The following is a 27,000-nucleotide window of genomic DNA, read 5'->3' as shown; positions in this document are numbered from 1 at the left end:
ATGTCTGCAACCAACGAAAAGTCTGCCAGATCCGAAGTGCATGGGCAAAACGCCTTTCCGGCTGCCACCAGTCTGGTGGGTGTGTACGGAGAACAGCTTTTCCGCATTCTTGAGCAAACCAGCAGCGGCTATGTGTTGCTGGATGCCCAGAACCGGGCTCAGCGCTGGAATGATGGCTATCTGCAGATATTCCCCTGGCTGGCTTCCGTCCTCAAGGTAGGCATACCTCTGCAAACCGCTCTGCAAGCTGCCGCAACAGCAGCCCCGGCCAACGCTGCACCGGCCCTGAACCATATCGCCGAAAGTCATCAAACCCTGATTGCGCGCCAGCAAGCCAATGCCCAGTTTCAGCTGCCCAATGGGCGCAAGCTCAATCTGTCGGCTCACGCCCTATCGGCCAATTACACCGTGCTCGCCTGCAAGGAGCTGCTGCCTCATGGCAACGAGGCAGAAGGCCTTTCCTTCTTCGATGTGCTGACCAACCTGCCCAACCGGCGCCTGCTGCTGGACAGGCTGTCCCAGGCCATGATCCAGTCCGAGCGCACGGGCTGGCGCGGCGCCTTGCTGACCATAGACATGGAGCCGGTGGCGGGCCCGGCCACCAGCACGGGAGACAGCCGAGACAGCCAGTCCTGCCTGGCACCGAACATCGCACAGCGCCTGCTCGGCTGCGTACGGTCCTGCGATACCGTGGCCAGACTGGATGCCGCGCACTTCGTCATCATGGTCTCGGATCTGTCCCCGGATACCGAAATGACCACGGTGCTGGTGGAGCGTCTGGGAGAGCGTCTGCAGGAAAGCCTGAACGGGAGCTACCAACTCGGCAACAAAAGCGCGATGCTGGAGGCCAATATAGGCGCCACCCTGTTCGGCCCGCACTCCCGCTCGGCCACCGAGTTGCTGCAGCAGGCAGAGATTGCCATGTACCGTCTGCGCGATGAAGAGGCTCGCGGCCTGCACTTCTTCAGCCCCGAACTACAGGTTCCGGCCAACGACCGCTGCCGCATGGAACAGGATCTGCGAGAAGCCCTGCGCCTCGGCCAGTTCGAGCTGCATTACCAGGCCCAATACTCTGCCAGCGGCGAAGTCAACGGCCTGGAAGCCCTGCTGCGCTGGCGTCATCCCAGGCGAGGACTGGTACCACCGAGCATCTTTCTGTCCGTGGCAGAGGAGACCGACATCATCGTTCCGCTTGGTCGCTGGAGCATTCAGGCCGCCTGTGAACAATTGACCAGATGGAAAGCCGAGCCGCAACTGGGCAAGCTGCCCATCTGCGTCAACATCAGCGCCAAGCAGCTTCGGCAAGCGGATCTGGCCGAGCAAGTGCAGAGCATTCTCAGCCAAACAGGGGCCGACCCTGCACTACTGCTGCTGGAGCTTTCCACCCAAGCGCTGACCCCCTCGCACGCGGATATCGTTCCGACCCTCACCCATCTTCGCACCATAGGTGTGCGGCTGTCACTCGACGATTTTGGTGGCGGCTCCCATATGCAGGAAGCGCTGCAGCAGCTCCCCCTGAACCAGCTCAAGCTCTCGCATTCCCTGGTGCAACGCCTGGGCCCCAACAATGCCGCCGAGGCCGCCGTGCAGGCGGCCATCGCGCTGGCTGCCCGCCATCAGATGACGATCGTCGGCGCAGGGGTTGAAACCCTGGAGCAGCGTGCCCTGCTGGCGCAGCATGGCTGCGAGCACTTCATGGGCTATCTGCTCAGCCCCCCGACACCGGTCGGCCAACTCAGGTCGCTGCTGCAGCGACAGGTTGTATCCAGCCTGCAGGAAACCGTGGCCTGAGCCGATGTATCAGCCATGAAAAAAGGCTTCGCAATGCGAAGCCTTTTTGGCGTCAATCCCTTGATTGAAAATCCTCAACAGCTATCAATCAAGGAGTACACAAACTCAATACAGTTGCAGGCTGACCCAGTAGGCAATGGATGCCACAAAGGCGCTGGCAGGGATCGTCAGAATCCATGCCCAGACGATATTGCCTGCCACTCCCCAGCGCACGGCACTCGCGCGCTGCGTGGAACCCACGCCCACGATGGCACCGGTAATGGTGTGTGTGGTCGAGACGGGAACCCCCAGGAAGGTGGCGAAGAACAATGTCAGTGCGCCACCGGATTCGGCGCAGAAGCCACCAACGGGCTTGAGCTTGGTGATCTTCTGACCCATGGTCTTGACGATGCGCCAGCCGCCAAACATGGTGCCCAGACCGATGGCCAGATAGCAGCTCACGATGGTCCACAGGGGAGGCTCGGCATCACCGGCATTGGCATAACCCGTGGCAATCAGCAGCAGCCAGATGATGCCGATGGTCTTTTGCGCATCGTTACCACCGTGACCCAGACTGTAAGCACCGGCAGACACCAGTTGCAGACGGCGGAACCACTTGTCCACGCGATTCGGGCTGGCCCGGCGGAAAATCCAGGCCACCAGCACCATCATCAGCGAACCCAGCAAAAAGCCAAGCACGGGAGAGACGAAGATGAAGGCCACTGTCTTCCAGATACCGCTGGCGATCAGCGCGCCCGCGCCGGCCTTGGCAATCACCGCACCCACGATGCCGCCAATCAGGGCATGCGAGGAACTGCTGGGAATGCCGTAGACCCAGGTGATGACGTTCCAGGTGATGGCACCCACCAGAGCACCGAACACGACATGCGTGTCCACAATGCCCGGCTGAACAATACCCTTGCCCACGGTTGCCGCCACACTGAGGTGGAAGACGAAAACCGCCACAACGTTGAAGAACGCGGCAAATGCCACGGCCTGAGTAGGCTTGAGAACCCCCGTGGAAACCACGGTGGCAATCGAATTGGCAGCGTCGTGAAAGCCGTTCATGAAATCGAACAGCAAGGCGAGCACCACCAGCAAAATCACAACCCAGAGGGCTGCCTGTACCGGCTCCATGATCGGGCTCCTGCGAGAATCAGGAATTCTCGAGGACGATGCCCTCGATCAGGTTCGCCACGTCTTCGCAGCGGTCCGTGATGGTTTCCAGCAGCTCATAGATGGCCTTGAGCTTGATCACCTCACGCACATCGGGCTCTTCACGGAACAGCTTGCTCATGGCCGCGCGCATCACGCGGTCGGCATCGCCTTCCAGGCGGTCGATTTCGTCGCAGGTCTTGCTGGCGGCATCCACGATCGTGGGATCGGAGAGGCGGTCCAGCAGCTTGACGGCATCACGCAGACGCTCGCAGCAGCGCACGCACAGATCGGTCAGACGAGTGATTTCGTCTGTCATATGACGCACGTCATACAGGGCCATGGTCTCGGCAGAGTCCTGAATCAGGTCGGCCACGTCGTCCATGGTGTTGATCAGCGAGTGGATATGTTCGCGATCCAGGGGCGTGATGAATGTCTTGTGCAACAGCTTGGTGACGTCATGGGTCACACGGTCGGCTGCGCGCTCGGCGTTGTCCACATCGGCGTTGTATTTTTCGCGCAGATGGGGATCGTTGTAATTTGCAACGAGTTGCGAGAAAGCATGAGCTGCTTCAACGATGCGGTCCGCATGTTGATTGAACATCTCGAAAAAATTGCCTTCGCGCGGCAATAGCTTGCCAAACAGCATGAATGCTCCTTACCGGGGAAAAGAAACCAGGCGACTCACTGCAAAAAAAGTGCATGGTTCCCGGCTTAAACGGGGCGGAGTTTACTCTTGAGTCATTGTGCGTTTCAGCGCGTCTTCAAGACACCCCTTCGGGCACCACGAAAAATAAAACACAAGCTCCGCGCCATGCTAGGCGCTGTCACAAAGCCTGTGATTCCTCCAGACAACACCGGAGAGCAGCGATCCGCCCACCCAACGTGCCGACTCCCTGAGCATGTCACCGAGCCACGCGAAAACGTTCCAAATACTTCTTTTTGTAATAAGCAAATTCTATTCAATGACAAAAAAGAATTAAAAGGAACTAAAAAGAAATGAATAAAACAATCAACGAGCCCTGAAAAACGTCATTTTTTTGTCATTTTCTTGAATTTAAGGGGAATTAGGGTTCACCCTTGACTGCAGCAGAGCGTCACGGCTGGATAGCGCACAGCGATCAAAGGCGCCAGCCGCCTTGTCGAGGCTTACTCACCCAGGTAGGCCGCTCGCACGCGCGGATCGCTCAGCAAGGTCTGGCCCGGCCCCGTCATGGTGATGATGCCGGACTCCATGACATAACCTCTATCGGCCAGCGCCAGCGCGCGACTGGCGTTCTGCTCCACCAGCACCATGGTCACACCCAGCGCATAGACATCGCTGACCACCTCGAAGATCTTATCCACCATGATGGGTGACAGGCCCATGGACGGCTCGTCCAGCAGCAGCACCTTGGGCTGGCTCATGAGCGCGCGCGCCATGGCCAGCATCTGCTGCTCGCCCCCAGACATGGTGCCCGCCAGCTGATCCTTGCGCTCCTTCAGGCGCGGAAAGATGCCGAACATACGCTCGATATCCGCCTGTATGCCAGCCTTGTCCTTGCGCGTGTAGGCACCCATGAGCAGGTTTTCGGTAATCGTCATGCGTGCGAACACGCCGCGCCCCTCGGGCACCATGACCAAGCCTTCGGCCACCAGATCCCAGGCGCCCTTGCCCTTGATGCTTTGGCCCAGATAGAGAATTTCGCCATCGGCAATCGGCAGCCCTCGCGTGACGGCCTTCATGGTCGTGGTTTTGCCCGCGCCGTTGGAGCCGATCAGCGACACCAGCTCACCCTGATGCACCTGAAAGTCCACGCCCTTGACAGCCTGAATGCCGCCATAGCCCACCTTCAGGCCCTTCACCTGCAGCAATACCGGGGCTGCGGATTTGGAGGCCTGCGCCTGTTCCAGCACTTGATCCTGCATCTTCAATGGCCTCCCGTGCCCAGATAGGCTTCAATCACTTTTTCATTCTTCTGCACTTCGGCAGGCGTGCCTTCGGCAATCGGCTTGCCATAGTCCAGCACCGTCACGCGGTCGCACAGGCCCATGACCAGCTTCACATCATGCTCGATGAGCAGGATGGTGCGGTGGTCGTTGCGAATGCGGTCAATCAGCTCACGCAGTTGCAGCTTCTCGGTCGCGTTCATGCCGGCGGCCGGCTCATCCAGCGCAATCAGCTGCGGGTCCGTCGCCAGTGCACGGGCAATCTCCAGGCGGCGCTGATCGCCATAGGACAAGGTGCGCGCCTTGAAATCCGCATATTTGCCAATGCCGACATAGTCGAGCAACTCACGGGAGCGGGCGCGAATCGCGGCCTCCTCGGCCTTGAAGCCCTTGGTGCGGAACACCGCCCCGAGCAGACCGGAATGCGTGCGCACATGGCGCCCGACCATGACGTTCTCCAGTGCCGTCATCTCGGCAAACAGCCGGATGTTCTGGAAGGTCCGTGCAATGCCGGCCCTGGCTACCTTGTGCACCGCCGTCGGCTCATAGGGCTTTCCGGCCAGCTCGAATTTGCCGGTGTCTGGCGTATAGAGGCCGGTGATCACGTTGAAAAACGTGGTCTTGCCTGCGCCATTGGGGCCGATCAGGCCATAGACCTGGCCTCTATCAATCTTCATGCTCACACCGGACAGTGCCTGCAAACCGCCAAAGCGCTTGGAGATGTCCGAGACATGAAGGACTGCGGAAGTCGTGCTCTCTGCCATATCAGTTCACATTCCTTGTCTGTGCAGTCATCAGGACTGACGGTCCAGGCTTTTGGCATGCTCGGGCGTGGGCCACAGGCCGCGCGGGCGCATCAGCATGATGACGATCATGGCCAGGGCAATCAGCAACTGGCGCAGGATGGAAGCATCGAGGCGTCCATCGGTCATCTGCTGCAGCGGCCCGGCCACATAGCGCAGCACCTCGGGCAGGGCCGAGAGCAGCACCGCCCCCAGAATCACGCCGGGAATATGGCCCAGACCGCCGAGCACGACCATGGCCACAATCATCACGGACTCCATGAGGCTGAAGGACTCGGGCGATACAAAGCCCTGGAAGGCGCCGAACATGGAACCTGCCACGCCGCCAAACGAAGCGCCCATGCCGAAGGCCAGCAGCTTCATATTGCGTACATTGATGCCCATGGCCTTGGCGGCGATTTCATCCTCCCGGATCGCCATCCAGGCACGGCCTATGCGCGAATCCTGCAAGCGGTAGCAGATCACGATGGTGGCCAGCACCAGCACCAGAAACAGGTAGTAGTACAGCGTGACGGAGGAGATGTCGTAGCCGAAGATCTCATGCCGCTTGGCCAGGTCGAAGCCGAAGATCTTGACCGAATCGATCTGGCCAATGCCCTTGGGGCCGTTGGTGATGTTGACGGGCTGGTCCAGATTGTTCAGGAAGATGCGGATGATCTCGCCGAAGCCCAGCGTCACGATGGCCAGATAGTCCCCGCGCAGCCGCAACACCGGCAGCCCCAGCAACACCCCCGTACAGGCAGCCAGCAGCATTCCTAGCGGAATCACCAGCCAGATCGAGGTGTGCAGCCCGTTGGGAAACATGGCCACAAAGCCTTCGAAGGTCTCGGCCAGATGCGGCGATGCCATGAGCGCAAACATATAGGCGCCCACGGCATAGAAAGCCACATAGCCCAGATCCAGCAGGCCGGCGTAGCCGACCACGATGTTCAGGCCCAGCGCCAGCATCACGTAGAGCAGGGCCAGATCGGCAATGCGCACCCAGGCATTGCCGAAATACTGCAGGATCAGCGGCAGCACCAGCAGGCCTATGCCGCCCAGAATCCAGTGGAGTGTCTTGTTGTTCTTCATGGGCACTCCTCAGGCTCGGTCCGCCACACGCTCACCCAGCAGGCCCGAAGGGCGCAGCGTCAGGATGATGATGAGCACGATGAAGGCAAAGATGTCGGTGTACTGACTGCCCAGCACACCGCCCGTCAGATCACCGATATAGCCGGACCCGATGGACTCGATCAGCCCCAGCAGCAGGCCACCCACCACGGCCCCGGCCAGATTGCCGATGCCGCCGAAAACGGCGGCCGTGAAGGCCTTGAGACCCGGCAGAAAGCCCATGGTGTGATGAGCCGTGCCGTAGTTGGAGGCATACATGATGCCGGCAATCGCCGCCAGCACGGCACCGATGATGAAGGTGGCGGAAATCACCATATCGGGCTTGACGCCCATCAGCGCCGCCACACGCGGGTTCTCGGCCGTGGCCCGCATGGCGCGCCCCAGCTTGGTGTAGTTGACCAGGTACATCAGCGTGGCAAGTGCAACCGCCGTGACCACCAGCACCAGAATCTGCGTGGGCGTGATCACCGCCGTGCCGATTTCATAGGGTGTGGACGACAGCAGTGTGGGATAAGCCTTGTAATTGGGCTTCCAGATGATCATGGCCAGGGTCTGCAGCAGGATGGAGACACCGATGGCCGTGATCAGCGGCGCCAGACGCGGGCTGTTGCGCAGCGGCCGGTATGCCACCTTCTCTATCACGAAGTTCAGCGATGCGGCCACCACGCAGGCGATGATGGCGGCTATCAAAAGCATGAGCCAGCCCGGCAGATAGGGCATGGCCTCCTGCATCAGGCCGATACAGCTCCAACTGGTCAAAGCCCCCACCATCAGCACCTCGCCATGCGCGAAGTTGATCAGCTGAATGATGCCGTACACCATGGTGTAGCCCAGGGCTATCAAGGCGTACATGCTGCCTAACACCAGACCATTGATGATCTGCTGCAGCAAGATATCCATAAGCGCGCTCCCCTTCCCTCGATCCAAGACGGAGACACTGCGAGCCTCTCATCCCGAACGACGGAGCCAGCGATGCCATGGTTCCCCTTCTGCAGTCCGCCGCTTTGTGGGCCGCTTGTCGCAAAAGAGTGAATCGATTCTAGGGAGCTGTTTTCAGGACTCAGGGCCGGGGTTTCCCGTGCGCAGACCAAAAATGCTGCATCGCAACAATTTCATCAACAGAGCAAGTCCAATAAATACAGGCACTTAGTCATGTGCTGCCACTCAATCTAGCGAAAAACCCTGAAAACACCGCAAAAAATGCAGCATTCAACTAGTGTCAGTGGTGCAACACCTGGGCAACTCGCTCTTTACAAGCCTGCCGGCTCGTCATCTGCCGCACGAGCGGCGTCGTTGAGCGCCTTGAGTTCCGCCAGCTTCTGGCCGATCTTGATTTCCAGCCCACGCGCCACGGGCTGGTAGAAGCCCGGATCTTCCATTCCTTCAGGCAGATAGCGCTCGCCCGCCGCAAAGCCGCCCTCCTCGCTGTGGGCATAGCGGTAGTCCCGCCCATAGTCCAGCTGCTTCATCAGCTTGGTGGGGGCATTGCGCAGATGCAGCGGCACAGGCCTTGTGGTGTCGCCCTTCACAAAAGCCTTGGCCTTGTTGTAGGCCATGTAGCCGGCATTGCTCTTGGGCGCCACGGCCAGGTAGATCACGGCCTGGGCCAGGGCCAACTCGCCCTCGGGACTGCCCAGGCGTTCATAGGTCGCAGCAGCATCGTTGCACATCTGCATGGCACGCGGGTCGGCAAGTCCTATGTCTTCCCAGGCCATGCGCACGATGCGGCGGGCCAGATAGCGCGGATCGGCCCCGCCGTCCAGCATGCGGCAAAACCAGTAAAGCGCCGCATCGGGGTCCGAGCCGCGCACGGATTTGTGCAGCGCGCTGATGGTGTCGTAGAACTGCTCGCCGCCCTTGTCATAGCGGCGCATACGCTCGCCCAGCACCTTGAGCAGCCAGGCATCGGTGATGCTCTGCACCCCGGCCTGCTCGGCCGTGATGGACAGGGTCTCCAGCGTGTTCAGCAAGCGCCGTGCATCGCCGTCGGCATAGGCAATCAGGCGCTCCAGCGCTTCATCTTCGATGGCGGGAACCGCCTTGATGGCATGGGCTTTGGCCACAATCTGCTTCAGATCGTCGGTTGTCAGGCTTTGCAGCACATAGACAGCCGCCCGCGACAGCAGGGCCGAGTTGACCTCGAACGACGGGTTCTCCGTGGTCGCGCCGATGAAGGTGAACAGTCCGCTTTCCACATGGGGCAGAAAAGCGTCCTGCTGGCTTTTGTTGAAGCGGTGCACCTCGTCCACGAACACGATGGTGCGCTGCTGCAGCAGTCCGCTCTGGGCGGCCTGCGCCTGCTCCACGGCCTCGCGGATGTCCTTGACGCCGCCCAGCACGGCGCTGATGGAGATGAACTGCGCATCAAAGGCATCGGCCATCAGGCGCGCAATCGTGGTCTTGCCCACTCCCGGCGGCCCCCAGAGTATGCAACTGTGCGGGCGACCCGACTCGAAGGCTAGGCGCAGCGGCATGCCCTCTCCCAGCACATGCTGCTGGCCGATGACTTCGGCCAGAGTGTGCGGCCGCAGGCGCTCGGCCAGAGGCTGATGGGGAACGGCTGGGGAATGGGAATTGATGTGCGTGACCATGACCCCTCAAGTATCCAACGCTACGGCCGCCTGTGCAGCCAAATGGGTCGGGACTGTTTTACGCGCCGGATTGCAGCAGGCGGCAAACACGCTTAACCCCATCACTCTTATCAGAATTTTTCATAAGAGAAAATAGCGTTTTAACGGATTAAATCTCTCCATTAACGAGGCCACCCCTCGCCTTCATGGAGGTACTGCCCCATCCGGTCTGCCAAAAGCCAGGCCCGGCAGCGCGTTTAGATTCATTGCAGGCCGCCTCATCTGCGCCGCGCAATGCCTGTGCCTGATAGGGCTACCGCCATCAGCCAGAAATCAATCGAAAGCATCCGCAACTTTCCTTGGTTCCACATTGCTCCAGGGCGTGCCAGCGCTGCACGCCTGAGCCTACGCGTATGAAAAAACTCAAGACCTGGGACATTTTTGCCCTCGGTTTCATGACCTTTGCCCTGTTCCTCGGGGCGGGCAACATCATCTTCCCTCCCATGGTGGGCCTGGCCGCCGGTGAAAACCTGCTCGGAGCCTCGACCGGCTTTCTGCTGACCGGCGTCGGCCTGCCCCTGCTCGGGGTGATCGCCCTGGCCCGCGTGGGCGGCGGTCTGGACACCCTGACCAGCCCCATAGGCCGCATTGCCGGCCTGGTGCTGGCCGTGGCCATCTATCTGACCATAGGCCCTCTGTTCGCGACGCCGCGCACGGCCACCGTATCCTTCGAGATGGGCCTGGCCCCCTTCGTCGGCAACACGCCTGCCATGCTGCTGGCCTTCACCATCGCTTACTTTGTGGCCGTGGCGCTGCTGTCGCTGTTCCCCGGCAAGCTCATGGACAACGTGGGCAAGATCATCACGCCCGTGCTGATTCTGGCGCTGGCCGTGCTCGGCGGCTCCGCCGTGCTGGCCCCCGTGGATGGCTACAGCGTCAGCACCGAGGCCTATGCCACGCAGGCTGCCGCCTTCTCCGAAGGCTTTCTGCAGGGCTATCAGACCATGGACGCCCTGGCCTCGCTGATCTTCGGCATCGTCATCGTCAACGCCATCAAGGCCGCCGGCGTGAGCGACAGCAGGCTGCACACGCGCTACTGCATTTACGCCGGCATCATTGCCGCGACCTGCCTGGGCCTGGTCTACGTCTCGCTGATGTATCTGGGCGCCACCAACAGCCAGCTGGCCGTCAACGCCTCCACCGGCGTGCAGATTCTCACGGCCTTTGTGCAGCAGACCTTCGGCCCCGCAGGTCTGTGGCTGCTGGCCACCGTCATCATGCTGGCCTGCCTGACTACCGGCGTGGGCCTGATCACGGCCTGCAGCAGCTTCTTCAGTGAGCTGACCGGCATCTCCTATCGCACCATGGTCATCGGCCTGTCGATCTTCAGCACTGCCGTGGCCAACCAGGGACTGGCCCAGCTGATTGCCGTGGCCGTGCCTGTGCTCGTGGGCCTGTATCCCGTGGCCATCGCCCTGATCGCCCTGAGCCTGCTGCACCGCTGGAGCCAGCCGGCGCGCGTCTATATCCCCGTGATGAGCACCTCACTGGTCTTCGGCCTGTTTGATGCTGCCAAGGCAGCCAAGCTCGACTTCCTGGTTCCCGCCTGGCTGGACATGCTGCCCGGCGCCGCCCTGGGCATGGGCTGGGTCACCCCGGTGGTCTGCGTGCTGGTGCTGGCAGGCCTGCTGGATTTCGCCTTCGGCAACAAGCAAGCTGCCGCAAACGCCACACGCGCCTGATCGCAAACTGGCGGATAGCTTCCAAAAGCATAGCTATCTGTGCTTTAACCACAAGGGATTAGCCCTTGTTTTACACAAAAAAGGCCTGCGGACATCATCCGCAGGCCTTTTTGCTGGTGCGTGCCGCGCTTTTACTGCTTGAGCACGTCGGCCCCCTTGGGCACCGTGAAGTGGAAGGTCGATGCCGGCAGCGAAGCCTGGGTCTGCAGGCCCTTGAACTGCATCAGCGAGCGCTGGCCAAAGCTGTCCTCGATATCCAGCGCTGCCAGCTTGCCTTCGGGTGTGAAACCTATGCGCACGCTCTTGAGCTGACCGCCCTTCTGCCTGGGGCTGGCCAGCACCCATTCCAGGCCATCGGCATCAGGCTGATTGCCCAGCTCGAAATCGGCCTTCAAGGCCTTGAGGTCGGTGGCCGAGGTCAGAATGGCCGCCGGTGTGCTGCCCAGCACCTGGGCCTGGGCACGCTGCGTCACCTGGTTCAGGTCGGCGTCGTACAGCCACAGTGTCTTGCCGTCGGCCACGATGAGCTGCTCGAACGGCTTGGTGTAGTTGAAGCGGAACTTGCCGGGCCGCTGGAATTCGAAGCTGCCGCTGGACACCTTGGTACGCGCTTCCTGCCCGGACTTGGGCGGCGAGGTCACAGACTGGGTGAAGTCGGCCTTGCCCGCCTGGGCGTTCTTCATGAAAGACTCAAGGCTTTTCAGGCCATCAGCCATTGCAGCACTTGCGCTGCCAGCTATCAAAATTGCAGTCAAAAGACGTTTCATGACTCTCCTTCTTGTGCGCGGCTCACTCGCTGCGAGCCGGAACTAGAACATCGCGCTGCCCACTGGATGTGAGCGAGCTGACCAGGCCGGCCTTTTCCATCTGCTCGAGCAGATTGGCCGAGCGGTTGTAGCCGATGCGCAGTTTGCGCTGAACATAGGAAATGCTGGCCTTGCGGTCCTTCAGCACGATTTCGACGGCCTGATCGTAGAGCTCGTCCTTTTCGCCGCCGCCCTCGCCATCGTCATCGCCGCCCTCGCCGTCGACAGAGCCGCCTTCCAGGATGCCTTCGATGTAGTCGGGATCGCCCTGTTCCTTGAGATAGCTGACCACACGGTGCACCTCGTCGTCGGAGACAAAAGCGCCGTGCACGCGAATCGGCAGGCCGGTGCCGCTGGCCATGTACAGCATGTCGCCCATGCCCAGCAGGGTCTCGGCCCCCATCTGATCCAGCACGGTGCGGCTGTCGATCTTGCTGGAGACCTGGAAGGCAATACGGGTCGGAATATTGGCCTTGATCAGGCCGGTGATCACGTCCACGCTGGGGCGCTGGGTCGCAAGAATCAGATGAATGCCGGCCGCACGCGCCTTTTGCGCAAGGCGGGCGATGAGTTCTTCGATCTTCTTGCCGACCACCATCATCAGGTCGGCCAGTTCGTCGATGACAATGACGATGTGGGGCAGGCGCTGCAGCGGCTCAGGCTCCTCTGGCGTGAGGCTGAAAGGGTTGGGAATCGACTCCTCGCGCGCCTTGGCCTCGTCGATCTTGCTGTTGTAGCCGGCCAGATTGCGCACACCGAGCTTGCTCATGAGCTTGTAGCGGCGCTCCATCTCGGCCACGCACCAGTTCAGGCCGTTGGCCGCCTGCTTCATGTCGGTGACCACGGGGCACAGCAGATGGGGAATGCCTTCATAGACCGACATTTCCAGCATCTTGGGGTCGATCATGAGCAGGCGCACATCGCGCGCCTCTGCCTTGTAGAGCAGAGACAGAATCATGGCGTTGATACCCACGGACTTGCCCGAGCCGGTCGTGCCGGCCACCAGCACGTGGGGCATCTTGGCCAGGTCGGCGACCACGGGGTTGCCCACGATATCCTTGCCCAGTCCCATGGTCAGCAGGCTCTTGGCGTCGTGATAGACCTGCGAGCCCAGCACCTCGGACAAACGGATCGACTGGCGCTTGGCGTTGGGCAGCTCCAGCGCCATATAGTTCTTGCCGGGAATGGTCTCGATCACACGAATCGACACCAGGGACAGCGAACGCGCCAGGTCCTTGGCCAGATTGACGATCTGCGAGCCCTTGACGCCCGTGGCAGGCTCGATCTCATAGCGCGTGATCACAGGGCCGGGCATGGCCGCAACCACCCGCACTTCCACGCCAAAGTCCTTGAGGCGCTTTTCAATCAGCCGGCTGGTCATCTCCAGTGTCTCGGCAGACACCAGCTCCTGGCGCTGCTGGGCCTGGTCCAGCAGGTCCACCTGAGGCAGCTTGCTGTCCGGATGATCGGTGAACAGCGGCTTCTGGCGTTCCTTCACCACCCTGGCGCTGGGCTGACTGGTCTCCTGCAGCACGGGTTCGATGATCTGCACAGGCTGATGCACCGGTGCAGCAATCGCACCTTCTGTGCGGTCAAACACCACTTCCTCGCGTTCTCGGGCCGCTCTCTTGCCGACAGAGACATCCTTGGCAATTTCACGACGCTCGCGGCCAAACTGCACCATGCCGTCCAGACGTGCGCCCAGGCCTTCGGCCAGCTTGCCCCAGGAAAAGCCGAACACCATGGCAGCGCCCAGCACGAACAGGCAGATGCCGATCAGGCCCGAGCCCGCAAAACCCAGCCACTTGAGGGCATTGAAGCCCATCATGTAACCAAACACGCCACCGGCAGGGCCGGGCAGCAGGTTCTCGAAACGGTACAGACGCGTCCATTCCAGCGCGCAGCTGGCAATCATCAGAATGGCCAGACCGCCCCAGAACAGAAAGCGGCGGCGCCACAGCGGCATCAGCGCCAGAGGGCTGCCGTCCTTGTTCACCCCGCCACGCATCCAGCGCACCAGCGATGTCACCCAGGTCTGCACGGCGGCCAGCACCAGCCACCAGATGGACATGCCGAAGCCGAAGTAGCAGGCGTCGGCCAGCCAGGCACCCACACGGCCCATCCAGTTGTGCACAAACGGCCTCTGCCCGGCGCCCGAAGTGGACCAGGCTGCGTCTTGCGGCGAGTAGGTGAACATGGCCATGAGCCAGAACACCAGCGCCAGCAGGCCGATCAACAGCAAAACCTCCTGGCTGAAGCGAATCACTCCATAGCGCGGAGTCGCAGCGCGGGATTTTGATTTGCTGGAAGAAGACGCGTTCGAAGCGTTCAATGTATATGTCATACGCAGGCGCAAGCTTACCTTAGGCCCTTATCCAAGCGGTGCATTCGGCCAAGACGATCGCTCAGCGTAATGCAAGCACATGCAACAAAACTGCCATACGGCAGCCCGATTCGCTTCATCACTATCATTTTTAACAATTCCGGTGATTAAAAACAGCTGCACGCGCAGACCTTGATCCGGAGCGATACTCCCACATCTTCCCAATGTTTTCATGACCGCGCGCCGGTTGTCGGCCTGCTTTTTTCAGAGTTCCGCTCCATGTCCTCTACCAAACACGCACAAGTTCTCATCCTCGGCTCCGGCCCTGCCGGCTATACCGCCGCCGTATACGCGGCCCGTGCCAATCTCAAGCCCCTGCTGATTACCGGCATGGCCCAGGGCGGCCAGCTGATGACCACCACCGAAGTGGACAACTGGCCCGCCGACGTCATGGGCGTGCAGGGCCCCGAGCTGATGCAGCGTTTTCAGGAACATGCCGAGCGCTTCAAGACCGAAATCGTTTTCGACCACATCAACCAGGTCGACCTCTCCAAGCGCCCCTTCACCCTGACCGGCGACAGCGGCGTCTATACCTGCGACTCGCTGATCATCGCCACCGGCGCATCGGCCAAGTACCTTGGCCTGCCCTCCGAAGAAGCCTTCATGGGCCGCGGCGTGTCCGCTTGCGCCACCTGCGACGGCTTTTTCTATCGCGAGCAGCCTGTCTGCGTGATCGGCGGCGGCAACACGGCCGTGGAAGAAGCTCTCTACCTGTCCAACATCGCCAGCAAGGTCACCCTGGTGCACCGCCGCGACAAGTTCAAGGCCGAGCCCATCCTCGTGGACAAGCTGATGGACAAGGTCAAGGAAGGCAAGATCGAGCTCAAGACCCATTTCACACTGGATGAAGTGCTGGGCGACCAGAGCGGCGTGACCGGCATCCGCATCAAGAGCACGCAGGACGGCCACACGGAAGAGGTCAAGCTGCAAGGCGCCTTCATTGCCATCGGCCACCACCCCAACACCGACATCCTCCAGGGTCAGCTGGAGCTGGAAAACGGCTACATCGTCACCCAGGGCGGCCTCAAGGGCTTTGCCACACAGACCAGCGTGCCCGGCGTGTTCGCCGCCGGCGACTGCCAGGACCATGTCTACCGCCAGGCCATCACCAGCGCCGGCACCGGCTGCATGGCAGCCCTGGATGCCCAACGTTTCCTGGAACAGGAATCCTGATGACGCCAGGACGCCTCGGCGTCTGAGCGGCTGTTAGCGCATGTTCGGCGCAAAAGCCCTTGGGTTTGGCCAGTTTTGGCCGGCACCAGGGGCTTTTTTGCGAGAACGCTATAATCGCAGACTTTGCTGAATTCCAGGTTCGCGCTTTACCGTGCTTCGGGACTTCCGCAATCGGGCTACCGCCACCCATTACAAACTGGCGAGGTGAGGTTGTCGGCACCTCCTGCTCCCGCAGGATTCCAGAGCCGGCGGCCGATTCAACTATCGGAGTGTCCCAATGGCACGCGTATGTGAAGTTACGGGCAAGAAGCCCATGGTGGGCAACAATGTTTCCCACGCCAACAACAAGACCAAGCGTCGTTTCCTCCCCAACCTGCAATACCGCCGCTTCTGGGTGGAGAGCGAAAACCGTTGGGTGCGCCTGCGCGTTTCCAGCGCTGCTCTGCGCCTGATCGACAAGAACGGTATCGACTCCGTGCTCGCAGACATGCGCGCTCGTGGCCAAGCTTAATTTCCTGAAGGAGAAACACCATGGCTGCTAAAGGCGGACGCGAAAAGATCAAGCTGGCTTCCACTGCTGGTACCGGTCACTTCTACACAACGACCAAGAACAAGAAGACGATGCCTGAAAAGATGTCGATCATCAAGTTCGACCCCAAGGCTCGCAAGCACGTCGAGTACAAGGAAACCAAGCTGAAGTAATTCGGCCTGTTTCTTGAAAAACCGCCTCACGCAAGTGCAGGCGGTTTTTTTATGCCTCCGCCATGCCTGCCCGGCGCGAGGGCTGGCGCCGCGCCCCTCCCTATACTTGGCACGTTGCAACGAACAGGGATGGATCACATGAATCACAGGACGCTGAGCACATTGCTTTTTTCGCTTGCCGTGTCGCCAGCCGTCTTCGGCCAGACCTTCATCTGCCCCACGGGTCCCGGCCCCGGCCAGCGCCAGGTCGGCATGACAGGCGGCTCACCGGGTCTGGCCTCGGTGCCCGTCTGCGAGCAGTTCAGCTCCGCGCCCGCCGCCACCCAACGCGCCGAACCGTCGCCCGCCGATGCCCTGGGGGGTCTGGCGCGCAGCCAGCTGGAGCTGCTGCGCGAGGGGCAGGAACTGATCAAGGAAGGACAGAGAATTGCACAAGACCCGCAGTATCAGAAGCTGCGCAAGGGCTACTGGATGTTTTCGCAGGACGAGAAAAACCCGCGCTCCGGTCTTGAATGTGCGGCGATCTTTGGCAGCATGTCCGGTGCCGTTCAGCTTTCCGGCCCCACGGCCAAGCACAACGGTGCCCTGCTGACCTTTCTGGGCATGGACATTCCCCAGCCCGCCAGCCCGCGCAAGATCAGAACCACTCTGACCCAGAACCAGGACCGGCCCCAGGAGGTTGGCGCCATCAACTACACCATGTCCAATGGCAAATGGGGAGCCATCGTCTACGCGCTGGGCGGCCCCGAAGCACTGGTCAAGGAGCTTGGGGAAGAGGAAGAAGCCCGCTTCAAGGTCTCCGTGGAAGGCAAGGAGGTCATCAGCACCTTCTACAAGGAGGGCGGCAAAGCCCGTGACTTCCTGCGCCAGTGCATGGCCGGTCAGCCGACGAAATAAAGGACTTTGGTCAGCGCTAGCTGCGCGGACTCTGCCCCAGCTGCCGGCAGGCCATCGCGCCCAGATCCTGCATCGCCCTCTCCATGAGTTCGTCGACCGGATGGGTGCAGGCCAGCCGCATGCAGTGCTCATACCGGCCGGAATTGGAAAACATGCTGCCCGGTGCAATGCGTATGCCGCGCGCCAAAGCTGCCGTGAACAAGTCCGAGGTGGACATCTGCGCGGGGAACTCCAGCCACAGACACAGGCCGCCGCTTGGCAGACTCATGCGCGTGCCCAGCGGAAAATGGCGCGCCACCAGTCTGGCCATGGCCTCGCGCTGTCGCTTGAGCTGCTGCCTGAGCTTTTCCAGGCTGCGCTGATGGGTGGGTGAGCCCAGCACCTCGGCCACGACCAGCTGCCCCAGCGTCTGGGTATTGCGGCTTTGCGCAAATTTCAGCATCTGGATACGGCCGTGCCATTGGCCGCCATTCATCCAGCCCTGACGCAGACCCGGCGCCAGACTTTTGTTGAAGGCCTGGCAATAGATCACATGCCCGGAGACACTGTCCCAGGCCTTGAGCGGCTTCACCGGCAGCCCTTCGACAAACAGACCATAGGAGTCGTCCTCGATCAGCGCCGCCCCATGGGCTGTACACAGGGCCACGAGTCTGGCCTTGTTCTCGTCCGGCATGCGTGCGCCCACAGGCATCTGCAGATCCGGTACCACCACCACGGCCTTCAGGCGCGGCTGGGTCTGAAAGGCCAGCTCCAGCGCCTCGATGGACATGCCGGTGCGTGGGCTGCAGGGAATCTCCAGCGTTTTCAGCTGCAGGGACTCCACCACCTGCAGCAGACCGTAATAGGTTGGCGATTCGACGGCCACCATATCCCCGGGAGACGCCACGGCAGCCAGCGCCAGGCTCACCGCTTCGGAATTGCCGGTGGTTGCCAGCACGTCTGCAGGCGCCACACGGATACCGGAGGCCAGCGCCCGTCTGGCCATGGCCTGCTGAAACAGCGGATGATTGCCCTGATTGGCCAGCAGAGAGCGCCCCTGCGAGAGCAGTGTCGGATGCTCGCGCAGCAGCCTGGCGACGGTCTTGTTCAGATAGTGATGATCGAACAAGGACGCAGGCGGCGTGCAGCCACCGATGTCCATATAGACCTCGGCCTGACGGCCGCGCTCGAGCAGCAGAGAAATATGCTCGTTGATACCCACGAAATGCGCATGCGCGCCGGGAGATAGCGGCTGGCTCAGGTCCGGCTCGCTGGTCAGAGGAATATCACCCGTCCTCGTCGCGCACACAAAGTAGCCCACACGGGGCCTGGCCTCCAGACAGCCCTGCGCCTCCAGAAAACGCAGCACCTGCAAGGCCGTCGAGAGGCTGATGTCATGTCGAGCCATCAACTCGCGCACCGACGGCATGCGCTCCCCGGGTTTCAGACTCCCCAGCTCTATGGCTGCGCTGTAGTGCGCGGCCAGCCGTTGATACAGCGGCAGCAGCACATCGCTTGTCGCATCATCGACAGGCTGTGATTCGGAGATGTTGGAAGTCAGCATGATGACAAAAACGCAGAACCGGGCAGGCATCATGCCAGCAAGCCCTGTTCTGGAACAGATACAGATTGTCAGCAAACATGGCAGAACAGATGCACCGGAATCCGCGCTGCTACGCCTGCACGGAACGCTTGCTGTGCCTGTTCCGCCAAGCCGCGCTTCCCTAAGCTTGAGGGCCTGAATCACAGACCCCTAGCCACCATGTCACAGCCGGATCCCACCCCGAAAACACATAGACTCAACAGCGGTCAAGCTGCATCGCTGCTGTTTGAACCAGGCAGCGAACTGTTCTGCCAGCAAGGGCCGCTGCGTCTGGCCATCGGGCCGCTGAGCTTCACCGACAATCATTTCGGCCAGGTCACGGTGCTGCAAACCGGGCAAAGCTGGCGTTGCCCCAGCCGCACCTGGGTGCAGCTGAGCACGCCAGCAGGCGCGGCCTGGATTCAATATCCGGCGGCACGGACACAGCAAAGCCGCCCCTACCCGAACAGGTCAGCGCAGCGGCTTGAAGAGGGAAAAGGCCTGAGCTTCGCGCTTGCCAGAATCTGGCAGCAGCTTGGCAAGCTCGGCCTCAGACGTGGGCAGCGCGCAGCTTGATGGAGAAATCCTTGAGTGCCGCAATGCCGCTGGCTTCGGCCCTCTGGCACCAGGCCTGCAACTGGCCGGTCAGCTGCTCGCGGCTCAGGCTGGTGTTGAGCCACAGCTGACGCAGCTCTTCGCGCATGACCAGCATCTGGTCAATCACCGGATGCGCAGCGCGCGCCTGCGCCAGTTGACTCTGGGCACGCTCGGGCACCTTGTCGGCATCGCGGTGCAGCCAGCGTTGCACGCCTTTGAGCAGGGAAACATCCGACTTCTGCGCCTGCTTCTGCTTGAGCAGATCCAGCTCGTGCCGAACCGCCGTGCGCACGCCACGCGCATAACGGGCCATGACCTCGTAGCGATTGGCAATGATGGCTTCCAGCGTCAGCTCGTCGGCCACGGGCTTGACGGCGCCCATGCGCAGGCGCGGCGGGGTCTTCTTGACCTTGGCCCAGCCCAGCTTCTGCATGAGGCTGATATAGACCCAGCCGATATCGAACTCGTAGGGCTTGACGGAGAACTTCGCGGAAGTGGGAAAGGTATGGTGGTTGTTGTGCAGCTCTTCGCCGCCAATGATGAGGCCCCAGGGCACCAGATTGGTGGAGGCATCTGTCGCCTCGTAGTTGCGATAGCCCCAGAAATGCCCCACGCCGTTGACCACGCCCGCAGCCCAGAATGGAATCCAGACCATCTGCACGGCCCAGATCGACAGGCCGATCGCGCCGAACAACGCCACATTCAGGATGAGCATCAGCGAAGGGCCCATCACCGAATGGCGATAAATATTGCGCTCCATCCAGTCGTCGGGCGTGCCGTGACCGTATTTCTTGATCGTTTCCTCGTTCCTGGCCTCGGCGCGGTAGAGCTCGGCACCTTCGCGCATCACCTTGGCCAGACCGCGGGTCTGCGGGCTGTGCGGGTCATCCGCGGTCTCGCACTTGGCGTGGTGCTTGCGGTGGATGGCCACCCACTCCTTGGTCACCATGCCCGTGCCCAGCCAGAGCCAGAAGCGGAAGAAATGCGAGGGAATAGGCCCCAGATCCAGCGCCCGGTGCGCCTGGCTGCGGTGCAGATAGATGGTGACGCCCGCAATCGTGAAGTGGGTGGTGACCAGGGTGTAGAGCAGCAATTGCCACCACGACAGATCCCACAGGCCATTGGCCATCCAATCCACGACGGAATTCCAGATCGAGGCTATATCCAGCGACATAAATAACAAAGCCTTTGGCAAAAAACCACGCCCACTCGACAAGCACGGTCGTGCCATTTTAGGTGAGCCGCCGACCGGACTGCTGCCGATTCCCCGACAGCAGATACCGGATTTGCACCGAAGTTACGCCTTTTTCACCCAAACAGCCGCGAAAAATCCGTCTGTCTCGTGCTGATGTGGCCACAGACGCAGATAACGTCGGCCCTCCTCACCACCGCTGCAAAGCTTGTCGCCGTCAGCAATCTTGAGCTGTTCCAGCACCTCGCCCGCGTCCAGAGGAACGAACTCGGGGTGAGCGGCGCTGAAGGCTTCGGCAATGGCCTCGTTTTCCTCTGGCAGGATGGAGCAGGTGGCATAGATCAGACGACCGCCGGCCTTGACCAGGCGCGCGCTGCTTTCCAGGATGGCAGCCTGTTTCTGCGTCAGCTCCTGCACCGCCTTGACGCTCTGGCGCCACTTGAGGTCGGGATTGCGGCGCAGCGTACCCAGGCCCGAGCAGGGAGCATCGACCAGCACGCGGTCGATCTTGCCGGCCAAGCGCTTGACGCGCTCGTCGCGCTCGTGGGCAATCGCGGCAGGGTGGACATTGGAAAGACCCGAACGCGCCAGACGAGGCTTGAGCGCATCGAGACGATGACCCGAAACGTCGAAGGCATACAGACGGCCGGTATTGCGCATGGCCGCGCCAATGGCCAGGGTCTTGCCGCCGGCACCGGCGCAAAAGTCCACCACCATTTCGCCACGCTTGGCGTCCAGCATCAGTGCCAGCAGCTGCGAGCCTTCGTCCTGCACCTCGATGGCGCCGCGGTTGAAGGCATCAACCTTGGCCAGCGCAGGCTTGCCGTCCACACGCAGACCGATGGGCGAGAACGGCGTGGGCTCGGCCTTGATGCCGGCTTTTTCCAGTTCCTTGCGCAGATCGGAGCGCTTATCGTTGAGCGTGTTGACACGCAGGTCTAATGGAGCAGCCTGCTCCATGCTGGCGGCCAGTGCCCAGAATCCATCGCCCAGCTGGGCCTTGAGCGGCTCGACCAGCCATTCGGGCAGATTGTGGCGGTGCGCCTCCATCAGCTCTTCGGGCTTGACGCCGTCGCAGGCAGCCAGCCACTTGAGTTCCTGGGGCGTCAGCGCGGCCTTGATAAAGGTCTCGCTGTCCTGGCCGTCCTTGTTCTTGACCTTGCCTTCCTTCTTGGCCTGCTCGCGCAGCACGGAGGCAAAGCCCAGGATGGCCAGCCGGCGCTCGCGTGCGCCGCTGCCCGAATGCGCGAGCGCTTCAAACAGCAGCTTCTTGCGCAGCACGGTGTAGACGGTTTCGGCCAGGGTGGCGCGCTCGCGCGGGCCCAGATAGCGGTTTTCGCGGAAAAAGCGGGACACCACGGCATCGGCCGGGTGTTCAAATGTCAGGGCGCGCTTGACGAGTTCAGAGCAAGCGTCGAGAAGGGCTTTGGGATGCATGGGCGCAATTGTCCCACTCTCGCCCTGGCCCTGGCTGGCACCAGAAATCTATGCGAGCGCACTGTGCTGACTGATTCATAGTAAAAACAGGCTCCAGCCCTTTTCCTTCAAGCGCTGACAGCTCATCTTTTTAAAGCATCATGTCCGACCACGATCTGCCTGCACTCATCACCACCGAGCCCGGTCTCTACGAACACTACAAAGGCATGCGCTATGAAGTCATAGCCACCGTGCGCCACAGCGAAACGCTGGAGCCCATGACGCTTTATCGCGCGCTCTATGGCGAGCATGGCCTGTGGGTGCGCCCTGCGGCCATGTTCAACGAAACGGTGGTGATCGACGGCGTGGAGCGGCCACGCTTTCGCCGCCTGCCCGCCGAGGAGCAAAAATCCGCATAAGACGGGCTCTATCGCTTACCTATAAATAGATAGAAGCTATCAAATCTGATCAAGCCTTGATCAGATTGAGCACGGCTTGCGGATAGATGATGTGCTCCTGCACCAGCACGCGTGCAGCCAGCAACTCGGCCGTGTCACCCTGCAGCACGGGCACCACGGCCTGCTCCAGGATGGGGCCCACGTCGAGTTCGGCCGTCACGCGGTGCACGGTGCAGCCCGCAAACTTGCAGCCCGCATCGATGGCACGCTGATGGGTGTGCAGACCGGTGAAGGCCGGCAACAGCGAGGGATGGATGTTGATCAGCCGACCCTCATAGTGCGCAACAAAGCCCGGCGTGAGAATGCGCATGAAACCGGCCAGCACCACCAGATCGGGCGCATGGCGATCGATAACCTGCGTCAGTTCGGCATCAAAGGCCTCGCGGCTGTCGAACTGTTTGTGATCCAGAACCTCGGTGGCGATGCCGTTGCTGCGCGCGAACACCAGGCCTTGGGCCTCGGCCTTGTTGCTCACCACGGCGCTCACGCGGGCGTTGTACTGCTTTGCCCAGTTCTGCTGCTGGGATGCACGCACAATGGCAGCCATGTTCGAGCCGCCGCCCGAGATGAGGATCACGATGTTTTTCATGGGCGGCGATTGTCGCATTGACGGACAAACCCCATCGGGTTTGCACCAGTTCCTGTGCGCGGCCCTAAGACTTTAGAGGAGATCCCATGCCGTTTGACCCACGCAACACCCCTTTGAGCGCCATCGAGGCCCGCGTTCTGGCCACGCTGATGGAAAAGGCACGCACCGTGCCCGACAGCTATCCGCTCACGCTCAACAGCCTGGTCACGGGCTGCAACCAGAAATCCAGCCGCGACCCGGTGATGGAGGTCAGCGAGGGCGAAGCCCAGGAGGCACTGGACAGCCTGCGCCTCAGGACCCTGTCGGTGCAGATCAGCAGCGTGCGCTCCACGCGCTGGGAACACAACTTCCCGCGCGGCATTGGCGTACCCGACCAGTCGGCCGTGCTGCTGGCCCTGCTGATGCTGCGCGGCCCCCAGACCGCTGGCGAGCTGCGCATCAACTCCGAACGCTGGCACCGCTTTGCCGACATCTCCTCGGTCGAGGCCTTTCTTGACGAACTGCGCGAACGCAGCGAGGAAAAAGGCGGCCCGCTGGTCGTGCAGCTGCCGCGCGCCCCCGGTGCCCGCGAACAGCGCTGGGCCCATCTGCTTTGCGGCCCGGTGGATGTCAACGCCCTGGCAAGCACCGGCAGCGCCAGCACGGGCGGCAATGCATCGGCCCTGCAGCAGCGTGTGGATGCGCTCGAATCCGAAGTCGCCCAGTTGCGCGCCACCGTGCAGATGCTGTGCGAATCGCTGGGCGTGGAACCGCCTGCGGCCCCGGCTGAATAAGTCCCAACAGAAACTGATAGCTGCCGGCGCTTATCCAATAAGTGCTGGCGGCCTGTTTCATTACAAACGACGCGCCAATGCCAAAAACTGGCGCGCGCCAGGCAAGGGAAAGCAGGCAGGCGCAGCCGCTCGGGGACACATCCCTGGGGTTTCCCGCCATTTGTCGCAACCCGGACAGCCAGAAAAAGAACGTGCGTGCTACAAATCTCCAGCATTTGCAGGAGACAACGCATGGACTTGGCATTCACCCCTGAAGAACAGGCTTTTCGCGAAGAGATCCGCAGCTGGGTGCGGGCAAATCTGCCCGAGGATATTGCGCACAAGGTGCGCAACGATCTGCACCTGACGCGCGATGACATGCAGCGCTGGGCCAAGATTCTGGGCAAAAAAGGCTGGCTCGGCTACGGCTGGCCCAAGGAATTCGGCGGCCCCGGCTGGAGCGCCGTACAAAAGCATCTGTTCGAGGAAGAATGCGCACTCGCCGGCACGCCGCGCATCGTGCCCTTCGGCCCCGTGATGGTGGCGCCGGTCATCATGGCCTATGGCACACCGGAGCAGCACCGGCGCTTTCTGCCCGGCATCGCCAGCGGCGAAGTCTGGTGGAGCCAGGGCTATTCCGAACCGGGTTCGGGCTCGGACCTCGCCAGCGTCAAGACCCGCGCCGAACGCGTGGGCGACAAATACATCGTCAACGGCCAGAAGACCTGGACCACACTGGGCCAGTACGGCGAATGGATCTTCTGCCTGGTGCGCACCAGCAACGAGGGCAAGCCCCAGACCGGCATCAGCTTCCTGCTGGTCGACATGAAGTCGCCCGGCGTGACCGTGCGCCCCATCAAGCTGCTGGACGGCTCGCATGAAGTCAACGAGGTCTTTTTCGACAATGTGGAAGTGCCTGCCGACCAGCTGATCGGCGAGGAAAACAAGGGCTGGACCTATGCCAAGCACCTGCTGTCCCACGAGCGCACGAATATCGCCGATGTGAACCGTGCCAAGCGCGAGCTGGAGCGCCTCAAGCGCATTGCCAAGACCGAAGGCGTCTGGGAAGACCAGCGCTTCCGTGATCAGATCGCCCTGCTGGAGATCGATGTGATCGCGCTGGAAATGCTGGTGCTGCGCGTGCTCTCAGCCATGAAGTCGGGCAAGAACCCGCTGGACATCGCCGGCCTGCTCAAGATCAAGGGCAGCGAGATTCAGCAGCGCTACTCCGAGCTGATGATGCTGGCCGCCGGCCCTTATGCCCTGCCCTATATCCAGCAAGCCATGGAAGCCGGCTACCAGGGCGACTTTCCCGGCAACGTGCTGGGCAATGCACCGCTGGCCGCGACCTACTTCAATATGCGCAAGACCACCATCTATGGCGGCTCCAACGAGGTGCAGCGAAACATCGTCGCCCAAACCGTGCTGGGCTGATTCAGAAGCAGTGAAGGCGACGATGTTTCGCTTGCGCGAATTCGTTCTGCTCCCCCGCGCCCCCTCCGGGAGGGGGTTCTAGATTGAGCTTCGCTGGGCTGGTTTGGCGCTTCGCGCCAATTGCGGCCCGGTGGCAGGAGACAACTATGGATTTCGATTTTTCCGACGACCAGCAACAACTGCGCGATGCCGTGGCCCGCTGGGTGGACAAGGGCTATACCTTCGAGCGCCGCCAGGGCATTGCCAAGCAGGGCGGCTTCTCGCGCGAGGTCTGGAACGAGCTGGCCGAACTGGGCCTGACGGCTCTCACCGTGCCCGAGCAATATGGCGGTCTGGGCCAGGGTGCGGTCGATGTGATGGTGGTCATGGAGGAGCTGGGCCGCGGTCTGGTGATGGAGCCGCTGACCCAGGCCTTCGTGGCTTCCGCCCTGCTCGGCCAGTTCGGCGACCAAGCCGTCAAGCAAGCCTGGCTGCCCCTTATCGCCAGCGGTGAAAAGCTGGTGGTGCTCGCTTCACAGGAGCGCAAGGCGCGCTATCAGATTGATGTTTGCGCTGCAAAAGCCTCTAAATCTGGCGATGGCTACACGGTAGATGCTACGAAAAACATTGTTCCTGCAGGCGACCAGGCCGACGCCTTCATCGTGCCTGCCCAGCTCGACGGCAAGATTGCGCTGTTCCTCGTCGAGAACGGTCGCGAGGGCGTGATCAGCAAACCCTATGCCACCCAGGACGAAGGGCGCGCGGCCGATCTGGTCTGCCGGTCGGCTGCTGCCACCCTGATCACCACCAACGGCGTGGCGGCACTCACCCTGGCGCAGGATGTGGCCAATGCCGCGCTGTGCGCCGAAGGCGTGGGCGTGATGGAGCAGACACTCAAGCTCACCACCGAGTACATGAACCAGCGCAAGCAGTTCGGCGTGGTGATCTCCAGCTTTCAGGCCCTGCGTCACCGCGTGGCCGACATGAAGATGCAGCTGGAGCTGGCCCGCTCCATGAGCTACTACGGCACGCTCAAGCTGGTGGCACCTGCCGAGGAGCGCCATGTCGCCATCGCCCGCGCCAAGGTGCAGCTGGGCCAGTCCATGCGCTACGTCGGGCAGCAGGCCGTACAGCTGCATGGAGGCATCGGCGTGACGGACGAATATGTGGGCAGCCACTACTTCAAGCGCCTGACCCAGATGGAGATGACGGGTGGCGACACCTTGCACCACCTGGGCACGGTATCGGCCCATATGCAGGACAGCGCCGGCGTCTTTGCCTAAAAGCCTGCATCAACATTCATCAAAATCACGGCAACTGCATTCAACCCAAAACTAAAAGTCAACAGCACGCTTCGGCGTGCTGTTTTGCTTCCAGCATGCACTATGAAACCTGCCGGTCTTCCTATGATCTTTGCGCCATTCACAAAGATCAAGGAGACATGCATGAGCACCCGAGACAGCGAAAAGTATCTGCTGGAGTCCATCCGCCTGGCCATGGGCAATGTCAAGGGCCGCGAATCCGCGACCTGGCCCTTCGGCGCCGTGCTGGTACGCGACGGCAAGATCCTGGCACGCGCCGTCAACCAGGTCGATGATCTGTGTGATCCCACGGCCCATGCCGAGATGCAGGCACTGCGCATTGCCGCCAAGGCCCTGGGCAGCACCGATCTGTCGGGAGCCGTCATGTATGCCAGCGGCTATCCCTGCTCCATGTGCCACACCGCCATGCTGCTGGCCGGTGTGAAGCAGGTGTATTTCGCCTATTCCAACGAGGACGGCGAGCCCTACGATCTGTCGGCCGCGCGTGGCTACGAGGAACTGGCCCGCCCCGAAGGCCGGCGCGAACTGCCCGTCATCAGCCACCGCGTGCGCGATGCCGGCGAGGACCTGTACCAGGCCTGGCAAAAGGCCGTGGACGAAGATCGCGCCACGGTATAGGCAGAACTAGCGTCAGCCGCCATCAAGAACAAAGCCCTGAAT

At 61.5% G+C, this 27,000-nt stretch carries 25 protein-coding genes; 12 read left to right on the top strand and 13 right to left on the bottom strand.

All coding sequences use genetic code 11. The features are described 5' to 3' along the window. Positions 1–1,791 (top strand): EAL domain-containing protein, encoded by a 1,791-nt coding sequence (locus CTR2_RS04640; protein ID WP_087084893.1) that lies wholly within the window; start codon positions 1–3, stop codon positions 1,789–1,791. A gap of 105 nt (positions 1,792–1,896) precedes the next feature. Here the strand turns inward: CTR2_RS04640 and CTR2_RS04635 are convergent, their stop codons facing one another. From CTR2_RS04635 to CTR2_RS04605, 7 genes are all read right to left on the bottom strand, one after another. Further along, positions 1,897–2,907, bottom strand: coding sequence for an inorganic phosphate transporter (locus tag CTR2_RS04635; protein ID WP_087084894.1), 1,011 nt, complete (start codon positions 2,905–2,907; stop codon positions 1,897–1,899). 19 nt (positions 2,908–2,926) lie between these two features. Then, a complete protein-coding gene (locus CTR2_RS04630; protein ID WP_003067851.1) occupies positions 2,927–3,574 on the bottom strand; it encodes a DUF47 domain-containing protein in 648 nt (215 codons plus the stop codon). A 500-nt stretch (positions 3,575–4,074) separates the two neighbouring features. Then, positions 4,075–4,833 (bottom strand): ABC transporter ATP-binding protein, encoded by a 759-nt coding sequence (locus CTR2_RS04625; protein ID WP_087084895.1) that lies wholly within the window; start codon positions 4,831–4,833, stop codon positions 4,075–4,077. 2 nt (positions 4,834–4,835) lie between these two features. Then, positions 4,836–5,618, bottom strand: coding sequence for an ABC transporter ATP-binding protein (locus tag CTR2_RS04620; RefSeq protein WP_003067855.1), 783 nt, complete (start codon positions 5,616–5,618; stop codon positions 4,836–4,838). A 30-nt stretch (positions 5,619–5,648) separates the two neighbouring features. Then, positions 5,649–6,728: an ABC transporter permease subunit gene (locus CTR2_RS04615; protein WP_087084896.1), complete on the bottom strand. Its 1,080-nt coding sequence runs from the start codon at positions 6,726–6,728 to the stop codon at positions 5,649–5,651. Positions 6,729–6,737: 9 nt separating this feature from the next. Next, positions 6,738–7,667 carry a branched-chain amino acid ABC transporter permease gene (locus tag CTR2_RS04610; RefSeq protein ID WP_087084897.1) on the bottom strand — a complete coding sequence of 310 codons (930 nt, stop codon included), beginning with the start codon at positions 7,665–7,667 and terminating at the stop codon, positions 6,738–6,740. 350 nt (positions 7,668–8,017) lie between these two features. Further along, the gene (locus tag CTR2_RS04605; protein ID WP_087084898.1) at positions 8,018–9,358 is read right to left on the bottom strand and encodes a replication-associated recombination protein A; all 1,341 of its coding nucleotides are present in this window, start codon (positions 9,356–9,358) and stop codon (positions 8,018–8,020) included. Positions 9,359–9,750: 392 nt separating this feature from the next. Between CTR2_RS04605 and brnQ the strand changes: the two genes are divergently transcribed. Further along, entirely contained in the window at positions 9,751–11,079 is a 1,329-nt protein-coding gene (brnQ, locus tag CTR2_RS04600; protein ID WP_087084899.1) for a branched-chain amino acid transport system II carrier protein, read from the top strand. A 131-nt stretch (positions 11,080–11,210) separates the two neighbouring features. Here the strand turns inward: brnQ and lolA are convergent, their stop codons facing one another. Both lolA and CTR2_RS04590 read right to left on the bottom strand, forming a co-directional pair. Then, positions 11,211–11,846, bottom strand: coding sequence for an outer membrane lipoprotein periplasmic chaperone LolA (lolA, locus tag CTR2_RS04595; protein WP_087084900.1), 636 nt, complete (start codon positions 11,844–11,846; stop codon positions 11,211–11,213). A gap of 22 nt (positions 11,847–11,868) precedes the next feature. Continuing rightward, complete coding sequence (locus CTR2_RS04590; protein ID WP_087084901.1) at positions 11,869–14,229, bottom strand: DNA translocase FtsK; 2,361 nt, start codon at positions 14,227–14,229, stop codon at positions 11,869–11,871. 258 nt (positions 14,230–14,487) lie between these two features. On the opposite strand from CTR2_RS04590, the gene trxB reads away from it, so the two are divergent. From trxB to CTR2_RS04570, 4 genes are all read left to right on the top strand, one after another. Beyond that, a complete protein-coding gene (gene trxB, locus CTR2_RS04585; protein ID WP_087084902.1) occupies positions 14,488–15,441 on the top strand; it encodes a thioredoxin-disulfide reductase in 954 nt (317 codons plus the stop codon). Positions 15,442–15,718: 277 nt separating this feature from the next. Continuing rightward, the gene (gene rpmB, locus CTR2_RS04580; protein WP_003058229.1) at positions 15,719–15,952 is read left to right on the top strand and encodes a 50S ribosomal protein L28; all 234 of its coding nucleotides are present in this window, start codon (positions 15,719–15,721) and stop codon (positions 15,950–15,952) included. 20 nt (positions 15,953–15,972) lie between these two features. Beyond that, positions 15,973–16,143 (top strand): 50S ribosomal protein L33, encoded by a 171-nt coding sequence (gene rpmG / locus CTR2_RS04575; RefSeq protein ID WP_003058233.1) that lies wholly within the window; start codon positions 15,973–15,975, stop codon positions 16,141–16,143. Between the two features lie 138 nt (positions 16,144–16,281). Continuing rightward, entirely contained in the window at positions 16,282–17,040 is a 759-nt protein-coding gene (locus CTR2_RS04570; protein ID WP_087085243.1) for a hypothetical protein, read from the top strand. A gap of 16 nt (positions 17,041–17,056) precedes the next feature. On the opposite strand, the gene CTR2_RS04565 is transcribed toward CTR2_RS04570, so the two are convergent. Next, on the bottom strand, positions 17,057–18,583 hold the full coding sequence (locus CTR2_RS04565; RefSeq protein WP_254913443.1) for an aminotransferase-like domain-containing protein: 1,527 nt from the start codon (positions 18,581–18,583) through the stop codon (positions 17,057–17,059). 198 nt (positions 18,584–18,781) lie between these two features. On the opposite strand from CTR2_RS04565, the gene CTR2_RS04560 reads away from it, so the two are divergent. Continuing rightward, positions 18,782–19,177, top strand: a complete 396-nt coding sequence (locus CTR2_RS04560) for a hypothetical protein (RefSeq protein ID WP_087084903.1) — start codon at positions 18,782–18,784, stop codon at positions 19,175–19,177. Here CTR2_RS04560 and CTR2_RS04555 read toward each other — a convergent pair. Then, positions 19,152–20,372 (bottom strand): DesA family fatty acid desaturase, encoded by a 1,221-nt coding sequence (locus CTR2_RS04555; protein ID WP_087084904.1) that lies wholly within the window; start codon positions 20,370–20,372, stop codon positions 19,152–19,154. The genes CTR2_RS04560 and CTR2_RS04555 overlap by 26 nt on opposite strands. 123 nt (positions 20,373–20,495) lie before the next feature. Continuing rightward, on the bottom strand, positions 20,496–21,827 hold the full coding sequence (locus CTR2_RS04550; RefSeq protein ID WP_087084905.1) for an RsmB/NOP family class I SAM-dependent RNA methyltransferase: 1,332 nt from the start codon (positions 21,825–21,827) through the stop codon (positions 20,496–20,498). 140 nt (positions 21,828–21,967) lie between these two features. Here CTR2_RS04550 and CTR2_RS04545 point away from each other — a divergent pair, with 140 nt between their 5' ends. After that, positions 21,968–22,225: a DUF1653 domain-containing protein gene (locus tag CTR2_RS04545; RefSeq protein WP_087084906.1), complete on the top strand. Its 258-nt coding sequence runs from the start codon at positions 21,968–21,970 to the stop codon at positions 22,223–22,225. A 49-nt stretch (positions 22,226–22,274) separates the two neighbouring features. Here the strand turns inward: CTR2_RS04545 and purN are convergent, their stop codons facing one another. Then, positions 22,275–22,853, bottom strand: coding sequence for a phosphoribosylglycinamide formyltransferase (gene purN, locus CTR2_RS04540; RefSeq protein ID WP_087085245.1), 579 nt, complete (start codon positions 22,851–22,853; stop codon positions 22,275–22,277). Positions 22,854–22,939: 86 nt separating this feature from the next. On the opposite strand from purN, the gene CTR2_RS04535 reads away from it, so the two are divergent. The 4 genes from CTR2_RS04535 to CTR2_RS04520 all read left to right on the top strand — a co-directional run bounded on the left by CTR2_RS04535 (position 22,940) and on the right by CTR2_RS04520 (position 26,958). Continuing rightward, on the top strand, positions 22,940–23,626 hold the full coding sequence (locus CTR2_RS04535; RefSeq protein WP_087084907.1) for a YceH family protein: 687 nt from the start codon (positions 22,940–22,942) through the stop codon (positions 23,624–23,626). A 231-nt stretch (positions 23,627–23,857) separates the two neighbouring features. Then, the gene (locus tag CTR2_RS04530) at positions 23,858–25,039 is read left to right on the top strand and encodes an acyl-CoA dehydrogenase family protein (RefSeq protein WP_087084908.1); all 1,182 of its coding nucleotides are present in this window, start codon (positions 23,858–23,860) and stop codon (positions 25,037–25,039) included. 146 nt (positions 25,040–25,185) lie between these two features. After that, the gene (locus CTR2_RS04525) at positions 25,186–26,301 is read left to right on the top strand and encodes an acyl-CoA dehydrogenase family protein (protein ID WP_087084909.1); all 1,116 of its coding nucleotides are present in this window, start codon (positions 25,186–25,188) and stop codon (positions 26,299–26,301) included. A gap of 162 nt (positions 26,302–26,463) precedes the next feature. Further along, a complete protein-coding gene (locus CTR2_RS04520) occupies positions 26,464–26,958 on the top strand; it encodes a nucleoside deaminase (RefSeq protein WP_087085246.1) in 495 nt (164 codons plus the stop codon). The last annotated feature ends 42 nt before the right edge of the window (positions 26,959–27,000 follow it).

This window comes from Comamonas thiooxydans (assembly GCF_002157685.2).
GTDB classification, from domain to species: domain Bacteria; phylum Pseudomonadota; class Gammaproteobacteria; order Burkholderiales; family Burkholderiaceae_C; genus Comamonas; species Comamonas testosteroni_H.
Note: the sequence above shows the minus strand (reverse complement) of the source record. Positions and strands in the feature narration are given on the sequence as shown.